This window comes from Streptomyces sp. MBT65 (genome assembly GCF_016612545.1).
Lineage (GTDB): Bacteria > Actinomycetota > Actinomycetes > Streptomycetales > Streptomycetaceae > Streptomyces.
The window spans coordinates 1-17,746 of record NZ_JAENRY010000162.1 but is presented as its reverse complement, the minus strand read 5'-3'; the positions used below and the strand labels follow the sequence as shown (position 1 = coordinate 17,746).

26 protein-coding genes are annotated in these 17,746 nt (G+C 70.2%); 11 read left to right on the top strand and 15 right to left on the bottom strand.

Going from position 1 to position 17,746, the window contains the following annotated elements; all coding sequences use genetic code 11:
• A partial coding sequence (locus JHN63_RS54390; protein WP_200687008.1) for a PH domain-containing protein occupies window positions 1-453 on the bottom strand: 453 nt, incomplete at its 3' end.
• Between the two features lie 20 nt (window positions 454-473).
• Window positions 474-1,031 (bottom strand): hypothetical protein, encoded by a 558-nt coding sequence (locus JHN63_RS31425; protein WP_200687006.1) that lies wholly within the window; start codon window positions 1,029-1,031, stop codon window positions 474-476.
• Window positions 1,032-1,250: 219 nt separating this feature from the next.
• Between JHN63_RS31425 and JHN63_RS31420 the strand changes: the two genes are divergently transcribed.
• A complete protein-coding gene (locus tag JHN63_RS31420; RefSeq protein ID WP_200687005.1) occupies window positions 1,251-1,655 on the top strand; it encodes a hypothetical protein in 405 nt (134 codons plus the stop codon).
• Here the strand turns inward: JHN63_RS31420 and JHN63_RS31415 are convergent.
• The 3 genes from JHN63_RS31415 to JHN63_RS31405 are packed head-to-tail and all read right to left on the bottom strand — an operon-like array spanning window position 1,598 to window position 2,797.
• The gene (locus JHN63_RS31415) at window positions 1,598-1,984 is read right to left on the bottom strand and encodes a peptidase inhibitor family I36 protein (protein ID WP_200687003.1); all 387 of its coding nucleotides are present in this window, start codon (window positions 1,982-1,984) and stop codon (window positions 1,598-1,600) included. The genes JHN63_RS31420 and JHN63_RS31415 overlap by 58 nt on opposite strands.
• Window positions 1,981-2,544 carry a hypothetical protein gene (locus JHN63_RS31410; RefSeq protein WP_200687001.1) on the bottom strand — a complete coding sequence of 188 codons (564 nt, stop codon included), beginning with the start codon at window positions 2,542-2,544 and terminating at the stop codon, window positions 1,981-1,983. The genes JHN63_RS31415 and JHN63_RS31410 overlap by 4 nt, the downstream gene beginning before the upstream one ends.
• A gap of 19 nt (window positions 2,545-2,563) precedes the next feature.
• The gene (locus tag JHN63_RS31405) at window positions 2,564-2,797 is read right to left on the bottom strand and encodes a hypothetical protein (RefSeq protein ID WP_200686999.1); all 234 of its coding nucleotides are present in this window, start codon (window positions 2,795-2,797) and stop codon (window positions 2,564-2,566) included.
• 145 nt (window positions 2,798-2,942) lie between these two features.
• Here JHN63_RS31405 and JHN63_RS31400 point away from each other — a divergent pair, with 145 nt between their 5' ends.
• Window positions 2,943-3,158, top strand: a complete 216-nt coding sequence (locus tag JHN63_RS31400; protein ID WP_200686997.1) for a DUF6243 family protein — start codon at window positions 2,943-2,945, stop codon at window positions 3,156-3,158.
• Window positions 3,159-3,260: 102 nt separating this feature from the next.
• On the opposite strand, the gene JHN63_RS31395 is transcribed toward JHN63_RS31400, so the two are convergent.
• From JHN63_RS31395 to JHN63_RS31370, 6 genes are all read right to left on the bottom strand, one after another.
• A complete protein-coding gene (locus JHN63_RS31395) occupies window positions 3,261-4,724 on the bottom strand; it encodes a cell wall metabolism sensor histidine kinase WalK (RefSeq protein ID WP_200686995.1) in 1,464 nt (487 codons plus the stop codon).
• Window positions 4,721-5,458, bottom strand: coding sequence for a response regulator transcription factor (locus JHN63_RS31390; RefSeq protein ID WP_200686993.1), 738 nt, complete (start codon window positions 5,456-5,458; stop codon window positions 4,721-4,723). Before JHN63_RS31390 ends, JHN63_RS31395 begins: the two co-directional genes overlap by 4 nt.
• A gap of 174 nt (window positions 5,459-5,632) precedes the next feature.
• Window positions 5,633-5,833: a hypothetical protein gene (locus tag JHN63_RS31385; RefSeq protein WP_200686992.1), complete on the bottom strand. Its 201-nt coding sequence runs from the start codon at window positions 5,831-5,833 to the stop codon at window positions 5,633-5,635.
• A 36-nt stretch (window positions 5,834-5,869) separates the two neighbouring features.
• Window positions 5,870-7,045: a S1C family serine protease gene (locus JHN63_RS31380; RefSeq protein WP_200686990.1), complete on the bottom strand. Its 1,176-nt coding sequence runs from the start codon at window positions 7,043-7,045 to the stop codon at window positions 5,870-5,872.
• Window positions 7,046-7,314: 269 nt separating this feature from the next.
• Window positions 7,315-8,340: a LacI family DNA-binding transcriptional regulator gene (locus JHN63_RS31375; RefSeq protein ID WP_200686988.1), complete on the bottom strand. Its 1,026-nt coding sequence runs from the start codon at window positions 8,338-8,340 to the stop codon at window positions 7,315-7,317.
• A gap of 129 nt (window positions 8,341-8,469) precedes the next feature.
• Window positions 8,470-9,291, bottom strand: coding sequence for a response regulator transcription factor (locus JHN63_RS31370; protein ID WP_200686986.1), 822 nt, complete (start codon window positions 9,289-9,291; stop codon window positions 8,470-8,472).
• Window positions 9,292-9,484: 193 nt separating this feature from the next.
• On the opposite strand from JHN63_RS31370, the gene JHN63_RS31365 reads away from it, so the two are divergent.
• The 9 genes from JHN63_RS31365 to JHN63_RS31330 all read left to right on the top strand — a co-directional run bounded on the left by JHN63_RS31365 (window position 9,485) and on the right by JHN63_RS31330 (window position 15,016).
• Window positions 9,485-10,369 (top strand): alpha/beta hydrolase, encoded by an 885-nt coding sequence (locus JHN63_RS31365; protein ID WP_200686984.1) that lies wholly within the window; start codon window positions 9,485-9,487, stop codon window positions 10,367-10,369.
• Window positions 10,370-10,420: 51 nt separating this feature from the next.
• On the top strand, window positions 10,421-10,675 hold the full coding sequence (locus JHN63_RS31360; RefSeq protein WP_200686982.1) for a MoaD/ThiS family protein: 255 nt from the start codon (window positions 10,421-10,423) through the stop codon (window positions 10,673-10,675).
• 8 nt (window positions 10,676-10,683) lie between these two features.
• On the top strand, window positions 10,684-11,802 hold the full coding sequence (locus JHN63_RS31355) for a hypothetical protein (RefSeq protein ID WP_200686980.1): 1,119 nt from the start codon (window positions 10,684-10,686) through the stop codon (window positions 11,800-11,802).
• Between the two features lie 163 nt (window positions 11,803-11,965).
• Complete coding sequence (locus JHN63_RS31350) at window positions 11,966-12,706, top strand: DUF2993 domain-containing protein (protein WP_200686978.1); 741 nt, start codon at window positions 11,966-11,968, stop codon at window positions 12,704-12,706.
• Between the two features lie 199 nt (window positions 12,707-12,905).
• The gene (locus JHN63_RS54815; protein ID WP_365309200.1) at window positions 12,906-13,016 is read left to right on the top strand and encodes a putative leader peptide; all 111 of its coding nucleotides are present in this window, start codon (window positions 12,906-12,908) and stop codon (window positions 13,014-13,016) included.
• Between the two features lie 112 nt (window positions 13,017-13,128).
• Entirely contained in the window at window positions 13,129-13,968 is an 840-nt protein-coding gene (locus tag JHN63_RS31345; protein ID WP_200686976.1) for a sulfurtransferase, read from the top strand.
• 38 nt (window positions 13,969-14,006) lie between these two features.
• The gene (locus JHN63_RS31340; RefSeq protein WP_019064558.1) at window positions 14,007-14,294 is read left to right on the top strand and encodes a DUF1416 domain-containing protein; all 288 of its coding nucleotides are present in this window, start codon (window positions 14,007-14,009) and stop codon (window positions 14,292-14,294) included.
• A 76-nt stretch (window positions 14,295-14,370) separates the two neighbouring features.
• Window positions 14,371-14,631 carry a DUF3099 domain-containing protein gene (locus JHN63_RS31335; RefSeq protein WP_200686975.1) on the top strand — a complete coding sequence of 87 codons (261 nt, stop codon included), beginning with the start codon at window positions 14,371-14,373 and terminating at the stop codon, window positions 14,629-14,631.
• A 10-nt stretch (window positions 14,632-14,641) separates the two neighbouring features.
• The gene (locus tag JHN63_RS31330) at window positions 14,642-15,016 is read left to right on the top strand and encodes a VOC family protein (RefSeq protein WP_200686973.1); all 375 of its coding nucleotides are present in this window, start codon (window positions 14,642-14,644) and stop codon (window positions 15,014-15,016) included.
• Window positions 15,017-15,023: 7 nt separating this feature from the next.
• Here the strand turns inward: JHN63_RS31330 and JHN63_RS31325 are convergent, their stop codons facing one another.
• The 4 genes from JHN63_RS31325 to JHN63_RS53150 form a co-directional block, all read right to left on the bottom strand.
• Window positions 15,024-15,929: an NADP-dependent oxidoreductase gene (locus JHN63_RS31325; RefSeq protein WP_200686971.1), complete on the bottom strand. Its 906-nt coding sequence runs from the start codon at window positions 15,927-15,929 to the stop codon at window positions 15,024-15,026.
• A gap of 41 nt (window positions 15,930-15,970) precedes the next feature.
• On the bottom strand, window positions 15,971-17,020 hold the full coding sequence (locus JHN63_RS31320; protein ID WP_200686969.1) for an NAD-dependent epimerase/dehydratase family protein: 1,050 nt from the start codon (window positions 17,018-17,020) through the stop codon (window positions 15,971-15,973).
• 13 nt (window positions 17,021-17,033) lie between these two features.
• Window positions 17,034-17,489 (bottom strand): MerR family transcriptional regulator, encoded by a 456-nt coding sequence (locus JHN63_RS31315; RefSeq protein ID WP_200686968.1) that lies wholly within the window; start codon window positions 17,487-17,489, stop codon window positions 17,034-17,036.
• A 74-nt stretch (window positions 17,490-17,563) separates the two neighbouring features.
• A partial coding sequence (locus tag JHN63_RS53150; RefSeq protein ID WP_234477996.1) for a hypothetical protein occupies window positions 17,564-17,746 on the bottom strand: 183 nt, incomplete at its 5' end.

Here is a 17,746-nt window from a genome sequence, read left to right as displayed (position 1 = left end):
GTCCACCTGTTGGGCGGCGACGGCACGCAGCTCGTCGACCTCGGCCCGCGGGTCGTCCAGCTGCCAGTCGTCGACGTGCGGGAGAAGAAACCGGTGGCCGTCGCCGACGTACAGGTGGACCAGCCACTTCCGCCCGTAGGAGGGGGCCTTGGGGATCGGCTGGACCCGGATGTCGTAGATGTCGTGCCAGGATCGCCGACGTTCGACGAGGGCACCGCGCACGGTGATTCCGTGTGCGTCCACCAGCGTGCGGCCGCGACGCATGAACAGGATCCCCCGAGCGACGACCGCCAGCAGGGCCGCGAGGAGGACGAACTTCAGCCAGTCGGGCCCGGACATCGGCCGGGTCAGGTAGGACAGGTTCATCACCGTCAGGCCGCCCAGGGAGGCGAGCCACCCGCGAGGCACCTTCCGCCGTTTCCGGTACTCCCGCTCGATCCCACCCTCGTCCACGATTCCCCCACCCTCGGACTTCACGACTGGAACACCAGGAACATGAATGCGAGGAACCCGGCGACGACGGCCGTGAGGAACCCCGCCCCCCAGACCTTGCGGTGCCGCGCCCGGACCCGTATCCGATCCTCCACCTCGGGCCGCAACTCCCAGGCTGCGCCCCGGTATTGCGCTGACTCGGCACGCAGGTCGGCGAGTTCGACATGGAAATCGGGACGCTGCCAGTCGTCGAAGTAGGGCAGACGCGTCCGGCGCCCGTCGCCGTCGTAGACATAGGTGATCCACTCGGCGTGCTCGCCCCCGCGCGCGTTCAACTCGGCCCGGATGTCATAGATGTCGTGCCAGTTCCGGGCGACCGTCCGCACGGCGTCGCGCGCGGTGATCCCCTCCGCACCCACGACCGTGCGCCCCCGCCGCCGATAGAGCACCGCCAGGACGAACCTGACCGATATGAGCACCAGCAGCACGATGTTGACCCAACGCCCGGCCGGAAACGGCGGATCCACCGTCGTCGTCTGAAAGACGATGCCGCCGTAGACGAGCGCATCGATGCCGACCTGCCACCAGGGGGCGGACAACGGTCTTCGCCGCCGGTACTCCCGCTCGATCCCGGTTCCGTCCCCGCCCATCGACCCTCCCCAGAGCCCGTGTTGGGGATGATCGTAAGGGCGGAGGCTGTGCTGTGGAGGAAACAAGGCCGAGGCGGTCGGTCACGCGTGCGGGTGCCGTGGGCCGAAAGGCCTGACGTTCGTCGCTGCGGCTCCCCCATTTGCTCTGCCTCCGGCGGAGGAGTAGCCATGGCAGAGACCACGACCATCCGGGTGTCCCGCCAGGCCCGGGACCATCTCGCCCGGGTCGCCGAGGACCGAGGCGTGTCCGTGAGGCAACTCGTCGAGCAACTGGCTGCCGAGCAGTTGACATGGGAACAGGCGGCAGAGCGGATGGCAGCCGCGCGCAAGGAGTCGCGTGAACGCATGGGCGGCCGCCCGCTCTGCGATGAGCACTTCGCGAACGGACCGGCCGCCCCGGGCTCAGCCGTGACCGGCGGACCAGTTCAAGCCGACCCGGCCCCGAACAGGCTTGGCCCCGAGCCCCGCTGGAACAGCTCCGCCGGTCAACTCCGCGTTCCCCTACGACCGCCTCCTCAGCAGCCCATCGTCCACGTGTGCGACGCCCCCTTGTCGTTGGCGTTCGCGCTGTAGCCCACCTCCTGGCCCGGGGCCAGGCAGATGGTGACGGAGCCGAGGAGTTCGCGGGCCGAGTAGACCTTGACGTGGTCCTTCACTCCCGGCCCGGAGATGCCGTGGTCGGCCCAGGACGAGTCGTGCCAGGCCATGTCGCCCTCCCACCAGTGGTCGTCGCCGCTGTGCTCGATCTTCAGGCCGGTGAAGTTCGCGTCCGTCCAGACGCAGAAGTTGCCGCTGCCGCACTGCACGGCCTGCGCGGACGCCGAGGTCGTGAGGACGACGCCGGCCGCGAGGAGGGACGCGGCGAGGAGCGAGGTCACGCGCCGTGCGAGGGTGCGCTTCATGGGGTGGGGGTTCCTTTCGAGGGGGAGTGGTCGTGATCCTCGGCGAGGAGGTTCAGGGAGACCGTCAGCGCGCGGGTGCGCATCCGGCGCCAGTCCGCGAGCTCCGCGTGGTGGCGGGCCCGGATCTCGGCGAGCGGGAGGCGGGCGTGCGCGGCCTCCGGCCCGAGGTTGTTGACGATCACCGACGTACGGAACCAGCGCGCTCCGTCGCCGTAGAGCCGCTGGTTCGCGGCGGCCAGGCAGCCGTCCGTGTGGGTGCGGACGACGTAACCGGTCGGGAGGCGAACGGCGAGTTGGGCCCGGCCCGTGCCGAACAGGGCGTCGGAGACCCGGAGTTGCTCGGCCCGCGGCAGTGAACTCCGGCCGGGGTGCGGTGGGGTGAGGTGCTGCCGGGTGAGGCAGTCATCGGTGAGGAGTTGGGTCGCCGCTTTGATGACGTCGTCAAGAGCGGGGCGGGGAGCGGGAGTTGGGGCGGGCGAGTTCGTGCCGCAGGCCGTGAGGGTGAGGAACAGTCCCACCACCGTCAGCAGCCTGGCCGCACGCGGAGAGGGCGAGCGCATCCGTGGATCGACTCGTCGTTCAACCGGCCTCGCAGCCCATCCTCGTGTCGCTGACCCCGTCGAACCTGCCGCCCCACTCCGCCCAGTTGTCGGAGTGGTCGTCCGGCCTGATCTCGCGGTACAGACAGCCGCCGCCCGCGCCCATCTGCCCGGCCTCCGGCCAGAAATACACCTGCCCCGGCGGTACGGCGGCCGGGGCAGAGGTGTGAGCTGGTGCGGTAACGGGTGCGGCGGCGATGGCGAGTTGACGCATGTGGTGAGTCCCCGAAGGTGGTGAGTGCGGGCCAGGATCACCCTCCCCACGGGATGCGCAGGTATGCCGCGTTTCACCCGTACAGCCCCATTAGGGACGAACAGGTTGGTGTGCGGGGCCGACGGAACCGGGTACCGTCTTTGTCATGACCGTGAGCAAGAACATCAACAACCCCGTGGGCATGGGCGGCGGCCAGCGCAAGAAGCTGTCCCGCGCCGAACGGCAGAACCACGGTCCGCACCGCAACCTCGACCGCCAGGGCGCGGCCGACCAGAAGGCGGAGCTGGTCCGCAAGATGCGGGAGAAGGCAGCCGCGGCCGAGGCCGCCGAGCAGGCGGGCGACGACACCGCACAGAGCTGACGCGCAGGCGTACGGCACGACAGGGCCCGGACCGCGATGAGCGGTCCGGGCCCTGTCTGCTGCCGTATGTGTCGTACGTCTCGTATGTGCCGTATTGGGGCTCTACGGCGTCTCCGGCGTCTCCGGCGGCGTGGGTGCCCCCGGCATCCGTACCGTAGCCACCGTCCCGCCGCCCGGCGCGTGTGCCAGGGTCACCTCGCCGCCGGCCTGCTGGACCGTGCGGGCGACGATGGACAGGCCCAGGCCGGAGCCGGGGAGGGCGCGTGCCGACGGGGAACGCCAGAAGCGGTCGAAGACGTGCGGGAGTTCCTCGGCGGGGATGCCGGGGCCGTGGTCGCGGACGGTCAGGACTCCGCGCGTGAGCTGCACCTCGATCGTGCCGCCCTCGGGGCTGAACTTCACCGCGTTGTCGAGGATGTTGACCACCGCGCGCTCCAGCGCGGACGGCTCCGACTGGACGTACCACGGCTGCACGTCCGCCGTGATCGTCAACTCCGGGCCGCGCAGCCGGGCTCGGCGCAACGCGGACTCCACCGTGTCCTGCAACGACACCACCTGGACGCGCTCACCCCGCTGGCCCTCCGAACGGGACAGTTCCTGCAAGTCGCCGATCAGAGACGCCAGTTCGGTCATCTGCGCCTTCACCGAGGCGAGCAGGGCCTTGCGGTCGGCCGGGGGGATCGGGCGGCCGGTCTCCTCGCTGCGGGTGAGGAGTTCGACGTTCGTACGGAGGGAGGTGAGGGGGGTGCGGAGTTCGTGACCGGCGTCCGCGATGAGTTGCTGTTGCAGCTCACGGGAGTTGGCCAGCGAGGTCGTCATCGAGTTGAACGAGCGGGAGAGGCGGGCGATCTCGTCGTCGCTGTCGTCGTCCACGGGGATGCGGACGGCCAAGTCCTCGGTACGGGCGACGTGTTCGACGGCCTCGGTGAGTTTGTCGACGGGCCGGAGACCTGCCCGCGCGACGGCCAGTCCGGCCGCACCGGCGCCGACGACTCCGATACCGGAGACGAGGAGGAGGATCAGGGCGAGTTCGTTGAGCGTGTTCTGGGTGCTCTTGAGCGGTACTGCCACCACGAGGCCGACGTTGGGTCCGGCGGCTCCGGAGGAGGTGATGGTCGGGGCCACGAAGCGCGTCATCACGCGCAGCTCGTTGCCGTTCGTGTCGGTGCCGTTGCGGTAATAGACCCGGGTCTCGTTCGCGTCCTTGATCGCGTTCTTGTCGGCCTGGGTGACCTTGACCACGCCCGTGGAGTCGCCCTGGACGCAGATCTTCCCCTTCTCCGTGACGACCTGGGAGTAGCCGTTCCGGACGAAACCGTTGCCGCCCTGCGGGGTCGTCGAGCAGTTGCTGAGGGCGATCTGGACCTGGACCTGCTGAGACTGGTTCGGCCCCCTCATCGCCGACCTCGACAGGTCGTTGTCCAACTGCTCGTACAGCTTCCCCTGCACGATGAACCAACAAGTGACCGAAACGGCCGCCACTCCGAAGGCCACCGCCGCCGCGACCAGCATCGCCAGCCGTGACCGGATCGGCAGCGTCCGGAACCGGTGTCCGAGCTTGCTCACTCCGCCCCACCCTGTCGCAACACGTACCCCACGCCCCGAACCGTGTGCACCAGCCGAGGCTCGCCCCCTGCCTCGGTCTTCCGGCGCAGGTACATCACATACACATCAAGGGAGTTGGAGGACGGCTCGAAGTCGAAGCCCCACACCGCCTTGAGGATCTGCTCGCGGGTGAGGACCTGGCGGGGATGCGCCAGGAACATCTCCAGCAGCGTGAACTCCGTGCGGGTCAGCTCCACTTGGCGCCCGTTCCGGGTCACCTCGCGGGTCGCGAGGTCCATGCGGAGGTCGGCGAAGGTGAGGGAGTCGTCCTCGGGGGCCGCCCCGGCCGCGGCCGCCGCCGCGTACGAGCTGCGGCGCAGCAACGCCCGTACCCGCGCGAAGAGTTCGTCGAGTTCGAAGGGCTTGACGAGATAGTCGTCGGCGCCCGCGTCGAGCCCGGTCACACGGTCGCCCACCGTGTCGCGGGCCGTCAGCATCAGGATCGGGGTCGTCGTCCCGGCGCCCCGCATCCGGCGCGCCGCCGTCAGGCCGTCCATGCGCGGCATCTGGATGTCGAGGACGACCAGGTCGGGCTGGTACGCGGTCGCCTTCTCCAGCGCGTCCGCGCCGTCGACGGCGACCTCGGTGTCGTACCCCTCGAAGGCGAGGCTGCGCTGGAGTGCTTCGCGTACCGCCGGCTCGTCGTCGACGATCAGGATGCGCTGGGTGTCACGGTCGCCTTCGGCGGGGCTCATGGCTGGATTCCTCGGGTGCGGTGGGACGGGGAGACAAGGCTCGGCTGGTCGCAATCAGCCTCGCATGTTTCCCGGCTGGCGCGTGAAGAGGGGAGGAAGTGAGAAAAAGGGTGAGATCGGTTACCCGGATCGGCTTCTCCTTTGGTTTCCCCTTCGGCTTCCCCTGCCCCGTGCTCAGCCACGCATTGTCTGGAGGCGCTTCAGCGGCACCTTCCGGTGGTGCGTGCGCGCCGCGCTGGTCCGGAGCCCCATGAGTTCCGGGGCCACCTCCGGCGCCCGGGTCAGCGGCGCGTGCAGTTCGTACGCCACCCCGAGGGCCAGGCCGAGACCGGCCGCTCCGGTGTCGGTCACCGTGTGCGAAACCTGCTTGATCATGACGTACTCCCTACTGGTTGCTGTTGGGCCACTGACCTAGCTGTCGGAGCCGCCCGCGCGCAGCGAGGCGAGGTCCGCCTTGACGGTGTTGATCGGGATGGCGAAGCCGATGCCGATGCTTCCGGCGTCGGAGGACGAGGACGAGGACGAACTCGACGAGTACATCGCGGAGTTGATGCCGATGATGTTGCCGTTCGCGTCGATCAGCGCACCGCCGGAGTTGCCGGGGTTGAGGGACGCGTCGGTCTGGATGGCCTTGTACGTCGTGGTCGACGAGCCCGTGTCGCCGTTGAACTGCTGGCCGCCGAACTGGAAGGGCCACTGGCCGCTGTCGCCGCCGCTGCCCTGGCTCTGGCTCTCGTCGGTGGAGACGGTCACGTCACGGTTCAGGGCGGAGACGATGCCGCTGGTGACCGTGCCGGTGAGGCCCTCGGGCGAGCCGATCGCGACGACCGTGTCGCCGATCTGGACACCGGCGGAGTTGCCGAGGGTGGCCGCCTTCAGGCCGGAGGCGTTCGCCAGCTTGAGGAGCGCGAGGTCCTTCTTGCTGTCGGTGCCGACGACCGTCGCGGTGTACGACTTGCCGTCGCTCGTCTTGACCTTGACCGAGGTGGCGCCCGCGATGACGTGGTTGTTGGTGACCACCTCGCCGTTCGCGGTGATGATCACGCCCGCGCCGGTCGAGGTGCCGTTGCTGAGCGTGGCGTTGACCTCGACGACGCTGGGGCTGACGGTCGCGGCGATGGTGGCGACGTCGCCCTTCTTGCTGGAGGGCACGACGGCCGTGGTGGTGCTGGTGGTGGCGACGGTGTCCTTGCCGGTCAGCTCCTGGAAGGCGTACGCCGTGCCGCCGCCGACGGCCGCGGCGACGATCGCCACGGCGGCGAGCAGCGCGAGCGGACCCCGGTTGCGCTTCTTCGGCTTGGGCGCCTCGGCCTGGACGGGGGTGAGGAGAGCCGTGTCGCCGCCGCCACCGCCGCCGTACGAACCGCCGTCGGCGCCGAAGGCGGCCTGCGGGGCGGGCGAGGGGACGGGCGCCTGGGCCGGCCACACGGGCTCGGCGGGCGGAGTCTGCTGCACCGGCTGGTAGGCCGGCGGGGGCGGCCACTCCGGGTTCACGGGAGAAGAGGCGTGCTGCTGCTGGGGGTACGCCTGCGGCTGGTCGCCCTGGGGGGTCTCGTACTCGCCGCTGCGGCGGAAGCTCTCGGTCATGGAAAAGAGACTGTCGCGTGATCATGAGAGGTACCTGAGTGCCCGCTGAGAAGCCCGACAGAACCTCGTATGCCCGATATAAAGACGCCGGGGCCCCGGAAACTCGGGGATTCCAGCGAACCGGGTGGCCCTTGATGCCCCGGTGGCCTCCGACCCCCGATGGCCCCCGGTCACCTCCGCGACGGACGGGCCAGGAGCGGGCGTCAGCCCCCGCAACTGAAGACCTCAGCCCTCGCAGCCGTAGACCTCAGCCCCCGCAGCCCAAGACCTCAGCCCTCGCACCCGCACGACTGCCGTATCACCAGCCGCGACGGAAACACCTTCAGCCGCTCCCGCCGCGACCCCGCCACCCGCAACCCGTCGTCGAGGACGAGGTCCACCGCCGCGCGGGCCATCGCCGGGCGGTCCGAGGCGATCGTTGTCAGCTTCGGGTCGGCCATGGTCGCTTCTTTGATGTCGTCGAAGCCGATCACGCCCAGCTCGCGCGGCACGTCGATGCGGAGTTCGCGCGCGGCCCGCAGCAGGCCGATCGCCTGGTCGTCGGTGGAGCAGAAGATCGCGGGCGGCCGGCGAGGGCCGGCGAGGATGCCCAGGGCGACCTGGTACGCGTCGTAGCGGTTGTACGGGGCTTCGAAGAGGCGCCCCTCGGTCGGCAGGCCGGCCTCGGCCATCGCGCGCCGCCAGCCCTCGACGTGGTCGGAGACCGGGTCACCGACGGCGGGGGTGTCCGCCGTACCGCCCATACAGGCGACGTATTCGTAGCCGTGCTCCAGGAGGTGGCGGACGGCCAGTTGCGCGCCGCCGAGGTCGTCCGTGACGACGGCCACGTCGTCGATCGCCTCGGGGCGTTCGTGCAGCAGGACGACCCGGGCGTCCCAGGCCTCGATCTCCGCGGCCGCGTTGTCGTTCAGCGCGTGGCTGACGAGGATCAGGCCGGAGACCCGCATCCCGAGGAACGCGCGCAGATAGTGCACCTCGCGCTCGCCCACATAGTCGGAGTTGCCGACGAGCACCATTTTCCCGCGCTCGGACGCGGCCTGTTCGACCGCGTGCGCCATCTCCCCGAAGAAGGGCTGGCGCGCGTCCGGCACGATCAGGCCTATGAGGTCCGTGCGCCGCGAGGCCATGGCCTGGGCCACCCGGTCCGGCCGGTACCCCAGTTCCTTGATCGCGGCGAGGACACGCTCGCGCGTGGCCGGGGCAACCGGCCGGGGTCCATTGTTGATGACATAGCTGACTACAGCGGTCGAGGTACCCGCCAGCCGCGCCACATCATCCCGAGTCACCTTGGCCACGCGCGGAGTCTACGCGGATGGACCCGCCCTGGGCAGGGCGTATCGAAGCTTCTCTTCGCTTCCGCGCACACGCTGCGCGCGGAAACGACACCGAAAGCCACGCCCTGCCCGATTACGGCCCCGGGACGGTTACGCCTCGGCCCTGATCTCGGCCGGAATCTCGGCACCGTCCAGCGCGACCTGATCGGCCGCACCGTCCGCATCCTCCGGCTTCGCGCCGGCGAGCGCCGCGCTTGCCTTGAGCTTGGCCTCCTCGCCGCCACGGTCGCCCCGCTCGCCCTTCTCCGGCGTAACGAATCGATAACCGACGTTCCGGACGGTCCCGATCAGCGACTCGTGCTCGACCCCGAGCTTCGCGCGCAGCCGTCGTACGTGGACGTCGACCGTCCGCGTACCGCCGAAGTAGTCGTAGCCCCAGACCTCCTGAAGCAACTGTGCGCGCGTGAAGACGCGGCCCGGGTGCTGCGCGAGGTACTTGAGGAGCTCGAACTCCTTGAAGGTCAGGTCGAGGACCCGGCCCTTGAGCTTGGCGGAGTACGTCGCCTCGTCCACGGAGAGATCGCCGTTGCGGATCTCCATGGGGGAGTCGTCGTTGACGATCTGCTGACGGCCCATGGCGAGCCGCAGCCGTGCCTCGACCTCGGCCGGACCGGCCGTGTCGAGCAGCACGTCGTCGATGCCCCAGTCGGCGGTGACGGCCGCGAGGCCGCCCTCGGTGACGACGAGGATGAGCGGACAGCCGGGTCCGGTGGAGCGCAGGAGCTGACACAGGCTGCGGACCTGAGGCAGATCACGGCGGCCGTCGATCAGGATGACGTCGGCACCGGGGGTGTCGACGAGGGCGGGGCCTTCCGCCGGTGCCACGCGCACGTTGTGCAGCAGCAGGCCAAGGGCCGGAAGCACCTCCGTCGACGGCTGGAGGGCATTGGTCAGGAGCAGCAGAGAACTCATACGTCTGGTTCCTCCTCGGTCCCTGCGAGGACGTGTGTCGTGCGGCACAGCGATTGTGGTTCCGAGGGCCCTGTATCACCGGCGGCCACCTGTGGTTTCCCGTGGTGTACCGCTTCGTATACAACGCTCCCGGAAGCACAAAAGGACCCGGGGGCTTCGCTGCCCGAGTCCTCTGTCCAGCAGAATAGCCCACATGAGCGCTGGTACGGCAGGTCATGTGGCACGATCCACCGTTCGTCCGAACTCTGAGACGATCAGACGCACACCTTTGCGGACGTTTCTGCACACCGACGACGGGGTGACGATCGATTCCGTATACGAACCGGGGGCGGCCGTATACGACGCCTCCCGGTCACCTTCCGGTGATCCGGTGTTCGTCATCGCGCACGGTTTCACGGGCGACGTGGACAAGCCGCACATCCGCCGGGTGGCCGAGGCGTTCGCCCAGTACGGGGCCGTGGTCACCTTCTCCTTCCGGGGCCACGGAGCCTCCGGCGGACGCTCCACCGTCGGCGACCGCGAGGTCCTCGATCTGGCCGCGGTCATCGCCTGGGCGCGCGAGCAGGGGCACGCGCGCGTGGTCACCGTCGGCTTCTCGATGGGCGGTTCCGTGGTGCTGCGGCACGCGGCGCTCTACGGCACGAAGGCGCACGCCGACGGCCAGGGGCGCGAGGGGCGCACAGAAGCGCACACGGACGCCGTGGTTTCGGTGAGTGCGCCGGCCCGCTGGTACTACCGGGGCACCGCCCCCATGCGCAAGGTGCACTGGCTGGTGACCCGCCCCGAGGGCCGGCTCGTCGGCCGCTACGGCCTCAAGACCCGTATCCACGACGGCGGTTGGGACCCGGTCCCGCTCTCCCCGGTCGAGGCGGTCCCGCACATCGCGCCCACCCCGCTGCTCATCGTGCACGGCGACCGCGACGGCTACTTCCCCCTCGACCACCCCCGCATGCTGGCCGAAGCCGCCGGTGACCACGCAGAACTCTGGGTGGAGCCCGGCATGGGCCACGCCGAACACGCCTCCGCAGACGACCTGCTGGCCCGTATCGGGCGCTGGGGCAGTTCACAGGACGGTTAGCCTGGCGGTGTCGACACCCGATCTGTTGACACCGATCTATAGAGGAAGCACATGCCAAAGGTCACGGTGCGCTACTGGGCCGCCGCGAAGGCCGCGGCCGGCATCGCCGAGGAGCCGTACGACGCGGCCACCCTCGCCGAGGCCCTCGCCGAGGTCCGCGAGCGACACCCCGGGGAACTCGCCTGCGTACTGCTGCGATGCTCGTTCCTCGTCGACGGTGACCCCGTGGGCACCCGCGGACATGAGACGGTACGGCTGGCCGAGGGCGGCACGGTCGAGGTGCTCCCGCCGTTCGCAGGAGGATGAGCGAAGCGATGAGCAACCAACCGTACGAGGGCTACGGCGAGGGCTACGACCCCTACGCCCAGCAGCAACAGCAGCAGGCGCAGCAGCAGGCCCAGCAGGCGCAGGCCTGGCCCGGGCAGCAGCAGGCGTACGACGACCCGCAGGCCGCGCAGCAGTACACCCAGCAGTGGCAGGGCCAGACCTGGGACACCCAGGTCCAGCAGTCGAGACCCTCCGCGTCCGACCTGGCGTACTTCCCGCCGCAGAACTACCAAACGCCGCAGCCGAGTTACGGCGCCCACGCGCAGGCTCCCGCGACCGCGCCCCCGGCTCCCCCGGCCACGGACGAGGCGGCCGGCTACGGCCCGCCCTCCCTCGCCGGCAACGCCCGCATCACCGACGCCCAGCGCGCCCGACTGGAGGGTCGCTCGCCGATCATCGAGCCCGGGATGCAGCCCGCGGGCCTCACCGCCCTGCTGGCGCTGCTGCTCGCGGTCACCGCGCAGATCGGGTCGTACGCCCTCGTCGTCCCGCTCGTGGTGCTTCAGGCCGTGACGGCGGCGGGTTGGTTCCGGCTGAACGGGATGTGGCCCGCGCGGCAGGGCATCGCGCTGGCCTTCGCGGGGGCGCTCGTCGCGGACGTGGCGCTGCTCGCGGCCGGGCGGGACAACGGCCCGGCGGCGATCCTCGGCACCCTGGGTGTCTGGGTCCTGCTCTCCCTCGTCATGCAACTGCGGTCGCACGCCGACCCGGACACCCGGATCACGAGTCTGATGGCGACGGTCGCCTCGGCGGCCCTGGCCATCGTCGCGACCGGTCACCTCGCGGCCGACCCGGACGCGGTCACCGTCGGCGCGGCCGCCGTGGCGGTCGCGATCCTGGCCCGCGCGCTGCCGCTGCCCACCGTGGCGTCGGTCGTCGTGTCCCTCCTCGCCGCCGCCGGTGCGGGGATCGCCGTCGGCGGGATGACGGGCCTGGGCGCGAAGGGCGCGCTGCTCGGCGCGGTCGCGGCGGGCTGCGCCCTGATCGGCCACCGGGTCGCGAGCTACGACTACCCGTCCCGCTTCGTCCACTTCACCGCCGGTGTGGCCCTGCCGCTCGCGGCGGCGGCCCCCGCGGTGTATGTCCTGGGACGGGCGCTCGGATAGTCCGCGGGCCAACTGCCCTGTTGTAGGCGGCAGTTAAGCGACCTGTCACAGGTGATCGACAATTCTCCGCCGTACACACCTTGCGGGACTACTCTCGCGCAGGGCGGCTACCCGGTCGTCGTACCGCTTTCGCCGACGACCACCAGGTGGGGGAACACCGCAAATGCGTGGGCTACGAATACTTCTGATCGTCGTGGTTATTCTGGGGGCCCTTTTCGTGGTCGTGGACCGGGTCGCGGTCCACTTCGCCGAGAACGAGGCGGCGTCCAAGGTGAAGACCGACGAGAACCTCGCCACCACCCCCGACGTCTCCATCAAGGGCTTCCCCTTCCTCACCCAGGTCGCCTCCGGTGAGCTGGACGACGTGGAGCTCGGCATCAAGACCTACGAGGCGCCCACGGGCAACACGACCGGCGGCGCCTCCACGATCCGGATCGACGACCTCAAGGCCGACATGAAGGACGTCAAGTTCTCCAGCGGCTACAGCTCCGCCATCGCGGCCACCGCGACGGGCTCCGCGAGCATCTCCTACGACCAGTTGCTCAAGGCCGCCAAGTCGCAGCCGACGGACGTCTTCACCGGGGTCAAGGCCCAGCTCGTCAGCCTCTCCGACGGCGGCGACGGCAAGATCAAGGCCGACATGAAGGTCACGGTCACGGGCATCGGGACGACGACGTACCCCGTGCTCAGCACGGTCACCGTCGTCGGCAACACCGTGAAGGTGCACGCCGACAACCTGCCCAAGCTGGTCGTCGACCTCGCCGACTCCCGCATCCGCTCGATCACCGACTTCCAGCAGACGATCACCGAACTGCCCGGCGGAGTGAAGCTGGACAGCGTGCAGGCCGCCAAGGGCGGTGTGGACATCAAGGTGAAGGGTTCGAACGTGAACCTGGCCGGGTAGGACGGGTCCGGGCGGGCAGTGGCCTGTCCGAGGGGCGAGACGGCAGTGTCCGTACGACAGGTGCGGTGAGGACGACGGAGGCCGTGGTGCCCCGCCGTCACCCCTCCACCGTGCTGCTTATCTCACATGGCGGACGATCGCGTCTCAAAATACGACACACCGGTGACATGCGCCGCGATCCGTCCCTACGATCGTGACTATGCAGTGCACATTTAGCGCCCTCCGGCCGCGGGGCCAGGCGGACGACCTCACGAAGCGGCGGGCAGTGGACCTGTGCCGCGTCGCCGCCATGCTCTGTCGCACTGTCTGAGCGGAAGCGCAGGCTTCCGTCTTCCCCCGTGCCCTCGATCTCAGGGCACCCGCGCGATCGCGCACCCTCTCGCACGCACCGCACCGCCGTAACTGCCCCGGAGGAGAAAAGCATGAGCCGCAGTGACGTCCTGGTCGACGCCGACTGGGTCGAGGCCAACATCGACAACCCGGACGTGGCCATCGTCGAGGTCGACGAGGACACCTCCGCGTACGAGAAGAACCACATCAAGAACGCGATCCGGATCGACTGGACCAAGGACCTCCAGGACCCGGTACGCCGTGACTTCGTCGACCAGGAGGGCTTCGAGAAGCTCCTGTCCGGCAAGGGCATCGGCAACGACACGCTGGTGATCCTCTACGGCGGCAACAACAACTGGTTCGCCTCGTACGCGTACTGGTACTTCAAGCTCTACGGCCACGACAACGTCAAGCTCCTCGACGGTGGCCGCAAGAAGTGGGAGCTGGACGCCCGCGAGCTGGTGGAAGAGGTCCCGACGCGGGCCACCACCGACTACAAGGCGAAGCCGCAGAACACCGCGATCCGCGCGTTCCGCGACGACGTCGTGGCCGCCATCGGCGCGCAGAACCTGGTCGACGTCCGTTCGCCCGACGAGTTCAGCGGCAAGCTGCTCGCGCCGGCGCACCTTCCGCAGGAGCAGTCGCAGCGTCCGGGCCACGTCCCGTCCGCGCGCAACATCCCGTGGTCGAAGAACGCCAACGACGACGGCACGTTCAAGTCGGACGACGAGCTCAAGGAGCTCTACGCCGACGAGCAGGTCGACCTGGCCAAGGACACCATCGCGTACTGCCGTATCGGCGAGCGCTCGGCCCTGACCTGGTTCGTGCTGCACGAGCTGCTCGGTGTCGAGAACGTCAAGAACTACGACGGTTCCTGGACCGAGTACGGCTCCCTGGTCGGCGTCCCGATCGAGCTCGGCGCCAACAAGTAATCCCCCGCACAACCGCTGCGACCTGAAGGAAACAAGACATGTGTGGAGCGAAGGCCGGCGGCCCCGACGCCTCGACGATCAAGCCCGGTGAGACCACCATCCAGGGCCAGGTGACGCGCAACGGCGAGCCGGTGACGGGCTACGTCCGTCTCCTGGACTCGACCGGTGAGTTCACCGCGGAGGTCCCGACCTCCGCGACGGGCCAGTTCCGTTTCTACGCCGCCGAGGGCACCTGGACCGTCCGCGCCCTCGTTCCCGGCGCCACCGCCGACCGCACGGTCGTCGCCCAGACGGGCGGCCTGGCGGAGGTGGCGATCGCGGTCTGATCGCCGTTCTACGGCCGAAGGGCCGCACCTCTCCTGAGGTGCGGCCCTTTCGCATGTGCGGGCCTACCCTTGAAGAATGCTGGCACGCCGCCGACGCACGTACTTCGTCATGATGGGCATCTGCATCGGACTCTTCGTCCTGGCTTGGGGAGTCGTGCGGATCTGGTCGGTGCCCGTGGCCGTCGGGATGTGTGTGGTCGCGATGCTGATCCCGCCCGTCGCCGCGATGGTCGCCAACCGGCGCGGCCCCGACGACCGCTGGTGGGACGACCCCTCCGGCGACCCCAAGTCCGACGAGTGGTGGGACGAGCTGGACGGGAAGAAGCGGCGCCAGTAAGAAGGCGGGCATGTCGCCTACGAGACTGTCGACCGTGGTGCTGGACACGCACGACGCGCACGAGCTGGCCGGCTTCTACCTCCGCCTGCTCGGCTACGTGGTCCGGGCCGAGGAACCCGACTGGGTGCTGATCGGCCCGCCCGACGGCGGCACCGCCCTGTCCTTCCAGACCGAGCCGGCGTACGTCCCGCCCGTGTGGCCCACCCGCGACCCCGGCGAGCAGCAGATGATGCTGCACCTCGACATCGAGGTCGACGACCTGGACACCGAGACGGCCCGGGCGGTGGCGGAGGGGGCCACCCTCGCCGAGTACCAGCCCCAGCACGACGTACGGGTCCTCTACGACCCGGCGGGCCATCCGTTCTGTCTGTGGCGGCAGGAGTAGACCCTGTTCAGGTGGCCAGAAGGACCTTTGCGCGGACCCGGCCGTCCTCCAGCCGGGCGTGCACGTCGGCCGCCTCGGCCAGCGGCACCGTGATCCGGGGCCGGAGAGCGAGGGCACCGGCCGCGAGCGCCGCCATGGCCTCCGCGAGCGCCGCGGGGATACGGCGTGGGTCGGGGCCGGAGAGCCGGACGCCGAGTTCGGCGGCCCGGTGGTCGGAGAGGGTGATCACCCGTTCCGTTCCGCCGGCCAGCTCGACGGCAGCCTCCAGGCCGCCCCTGCCCGCCGCGTCGAGTACGGCGTCGACCCGGCCGGCCTTGGCGCGCACCTGGTCGAGCAGATCCGGACCGTAGGCGACGGGTACCGCTCCGAGCTTCTCGGCGGCGGCGAAGTCCGAGGCCCGCACGGCCGAGATCACCCGGGCGCCCCGGCCGACCGCCAGCTGGGTGGCGATCGTGCCGACCGAACCGAGGCCGCCGAGCACGAGCAGCGTCTCGGCCTCCCGCAGCTCCAGCTCGGCCAGCGTGCGGGCCGCCGCCTCTCCGGAGGCGGGCAGGGCCGCCGCGTCCTCCCAGCTCACCGAGGCGGGCTTGGCCACCCAGTGCTCGGCGAGCACGTGTTCGGCGTAGCCGCCGAGCCCGGGGAGGAAGACCGCGACCTCCTGGCCGGGCGCCACGTCGTCCACCCCGGTGCCGACCGCGTCGACGACACCGGCCGCCTCGAACCCGAGCGCGGTTCCCGGTCCGGCCGGAAAGGCCTTCACCTTCCCGGCGCGGATCGCGAGATCGGTGGGACCGACTCCGGCGAAGGTCACCGCGACCCGGATCCGACCGGCGCCGGGCGGCCCCACCTCCACCTCACGGAGTTCGAGAACACTGGGCGGACCGAATCCGGTCAGGACCACGGCTCGGGACATCGGGAGTCCTCTCGTCGGTGCGTGAGTTCAGGTGCGTGCGTTCACAGGCCCCGCTGGATCTGGCTCTCCGCGGTGGCCACGATGGTCTCGGTGACGTCCCGAGGCTCCCAGCCAAGCACCGAGCGGGCCTTCTCGTTGCTGATGACCGGGATCCGGCCGCCCAGGGCCGCCGCGTCCCGCAGGGCGGGCTGTGTCTTCGCGGCCTCGCGCACCTGCTCGACGGTCAGCTCGACGGAGGGCAGCCGGTCGGCCGCGGCGGGGAAGTGCTCCCGCAGGATCTGCGCCATGCGCAGGAAGCTGATCGCCGGTCCGCCGACGGCGATGAAGCGCTCGCCCGCCGCCTTCGGGTGCAGCATGGCCCGCAGATGCAGGTCCACGACGTCGCGTACGTCGACGACGCCGAAGTACATGATCGGCACCGCGGGCATCTGCCCGGTGAGCATGGCCCTGACCAGGCCGACCGAGCCGGACGGCCGGGTGCCGAGCTGCGGGCCGAAGACGCCGGTGGGGTTGACGACGGTCAGCTCGATGTCCCCGTGGGCGTGGGCGTAGTCCCAGGCCGCGCGCTCGGCGAGGACCTTCGACTTGTGGTAGGCGGGCAGGCCCTCGGTGTCCGGGTCGGTCCAGTCCGCCTCCGAGTAGTGGTTGTCGGGCTTGAGCGTGTATCCGACCGCGGCGTAGGAGGACGTCATCACGACCCGCACGACTCCGGCCTCCCGCGCCGCGGAGAGGACCCGCAGCGTGCCGTCACGGGCCGGGACGACGAGTTCGTCCTCGGTCGCGGGCGCGCTGGAGGGGAAGGGCGACGCGTGGTGCAGCACATGACCGATGCCGCGCATGGCGTCCCCCCAGCCGTCGTCGGCGCCGAGGTCGGCGACGGCGAACTCCAGCCGGTCCGCCGGATCCACCCCGGCCTGCCGGACGGCCGCCCGCACCCCGGCCTCCTGCTCCGGCCCCCGGACCGTCACACGGGTCCGGTACCCCTCGCGCAGCAGTCGGGCGACCGAGTGCCCGCCGACGAGGCCGGTACCGCCGGTGACCAGTACCGTCCCGCTGCCGGGGGAGGAGGCGGTGAGATCGTCTGTGCCCATCGGATTCAGTCCTTCAGTGGGTGAATTGTTCCAGTACGCGCAGGACCGCTTCGGTCGCGCGGTTCTCGGCGGCGGCGTCCCCGCGGACCCGGGCGTCCCACAGATCCGCCTTCCGCCGCAGATACGTCAGGCGCAGCTGGAGCTGCCCGATGTCGGCGGCCAGCTTCTCCGCCTGCGAGGCGAACAGATCCCGTTGGTCGGCCGCCGCGGAGTCCCCTCGGGCGAGCAGGTCCAGATAGCGGCGCATCCCGCTGACCGTGACCCCCGACGAGCGCAGGCAGGACAGCGCCTCGACGCGGGCCACGGTCGCCGGCCCGTACCGGCGATGACCACTGGACTCGTCCCGGCCGACCGTTCCCAGCAGGCCGATCTTCTCGTAGTAGCGAAGCGTGGGCTCACTGAAACCGGACCGCCGCGCCATCTCCTGAACGGTCAGATCCGCTGCCTGCTCGCTCGTCGCTGCTGCCATGGGAGGAGCCTCCGATACCTGAAGCGCTTGAAGTCAAGCCCCCACGTATACCAAGGCCCGCCGACGGCAGGCGGTCAGCTTGTGGCGAGGATCGCCATCAGCAGTCCGCCGATGCAGAGCGCCGTGAGCGCCCCGGTCCAGAAGGCGTCCTCGCGGAGGGCCCGGGGGGCCCGGAACCGTCGTCGGCGGCGGGTGGGTGCGGGTGTGGCTGCGGGTGGAGACGGTTCTCGCTGTCGTACGACCGGCAGGTGCGGGGG

Bases quoted from the DNA above. Each gene is read 5' to 3' on its own strand.
- JHN63_RS31420 (WP_200687005.1), top strand. From the start codon at position 1,251: ATGGCAGAGACCACGACCATCCGGGTGTCCCGCCAGGCCCGGGACCAT.
- JHN63_RS31415 (WP_200687003.1), bottom strand. From the start codon at position 1,984: ATGAAGCGCACCCTCGCACGGCGCGTGACCTCGCTCCTCGCCGCGTCC.
- JHN63_RS31410 (WP_200687001.1), bottom strand. From the start codon at position 2,544: ATGCGCTCGCCCTCTCCGCGTGCGGCCAGGCTGCTGACGGTGGTGGGA.
- JHN63_RS31405 (WP_200686999.1), bottom strand. From the start codon at position 2,797: ATGCGTCAACTCGCCATCGCCGCCGCACCCGTTACCGCACCAGCTCAC.
- JHN63_RS31400 (WP_200686997.1), top strand. From the start codon at position 2,943: ATGACCGTGAGCAAGAACATCAACAACCCCGTGGGCATGGGCGGCGGC.
- JHN63_RS31390 (WP_200686993.1), bottom strand. From the start codon at position 5,458: ATGAGCCCCGCCGAAGGCGACCGTGACACCCAGCGCATCCTGATCGTC.
- JHN63_RS31385 (WP_200686992.1), bottom strand. From the start codon at position 5,833: ATGATCAAGCAGGTTTCGCACACGGTGACCGACACCGGAGCGGCCGGT.
- JHN63_RS31380 (WP_200686990.1), bottom strand. From the start codon at position 7,045: ATGACCGAGAGCTTCCGCCGCAGCGGCGAGTACGAGACCCCCCAGGGC.
- JHN63_RS31370 (WP_200686986.1), bottom strand. From the start codon at position 9,291: ATGAGTTCTCTGCTGCTCCTGACCAATGCCCTCCAGCCGTCGACGGAG.
- JHN63_RS31365 (WP_200686984.1), top strand. From the start codon at position 9,485: ATGAGCGCTGGTACGGCAGGTCATGTGGCACGATCCACCGTTCGTCCG.
- JHN63_RS31360 (WP_200686982.1), top strand. From the start codon at position 10,421: ATGCCAAAGGTCACGGTGCGCTACTGGGCCGCCGCGAAGGCCGCGGCC.
- JHN63_RS31355 (WP_200686980.1), top strand. From the start codon at position 10,684: ATGAGCAACCAACCGTACGAGGGCTACGGCGAGGGCTACGACCCCTAC.
- JHN63_RS31350 (WP_200686978.1), top strand. From the start codon at position 11,966: ATGCGTGGGCTACGAATACTTCTGATCGTCGTGGTTATTCTGGGGGCC.
- JHN63_RS54815 (WP_365309200.1), top strand. From the start codon at position 12,906: ATGCAGTGCACATTTAGCGCCCTCCGGCCGCGGGGCCAGGCGGACGAC.
- JHN63_RS31345 (WP_200686976.1), top strand. From the start codon at position 13,129: ATGAGCCGCAGTGACGTCCTGGTCGACGCCGACTGGGTCGAGGCCAAC.
- JHN63_RS31340 (WP_019064558.1), top strand. From the start codon at position 14,007: ATGTGTGGAGCGAAGGCCGGCGGCCCCGACGCCTCGACGATCAAGCCC.
- JHN63_RS31335 (WP_200686975.1), top strand. From the start codon at position 14,371: ATGCTGGCACGCCGCCGACGCACGTACTTCGTCATGATGGGCATCTGC.
- JHN63_RS31330 (WP_200686973.1), top strand. From the start codon at position 14,642: ATGTCGCCTACGAGACTGTCGACCGTGGTGCTGGACACGCACGACGCG.
- JHN63_RS31325 (WP_200686971.1), bottom strand. From the start codon at position 15,929: ATGTCCCGAGCCGTGGTCCTGACCGGATTCGGTCCGCCCAGTGTTCTC.
- JHN63_RS31320 (WP_200686969.1), bottom strand. From the start codon at position 17,020: ATGGGCACAGACGATCTCACCGCCTCCTCCCCCGGCAGCGGGACGGTA.
- JHN63_RS31315 (WP_200686968.1), bottom strand. From the start codon at position 17,489: ATGGCAGCAGCGACGAGCGAGCAGGCAGCGGATCTGACCGTTCAGGAG.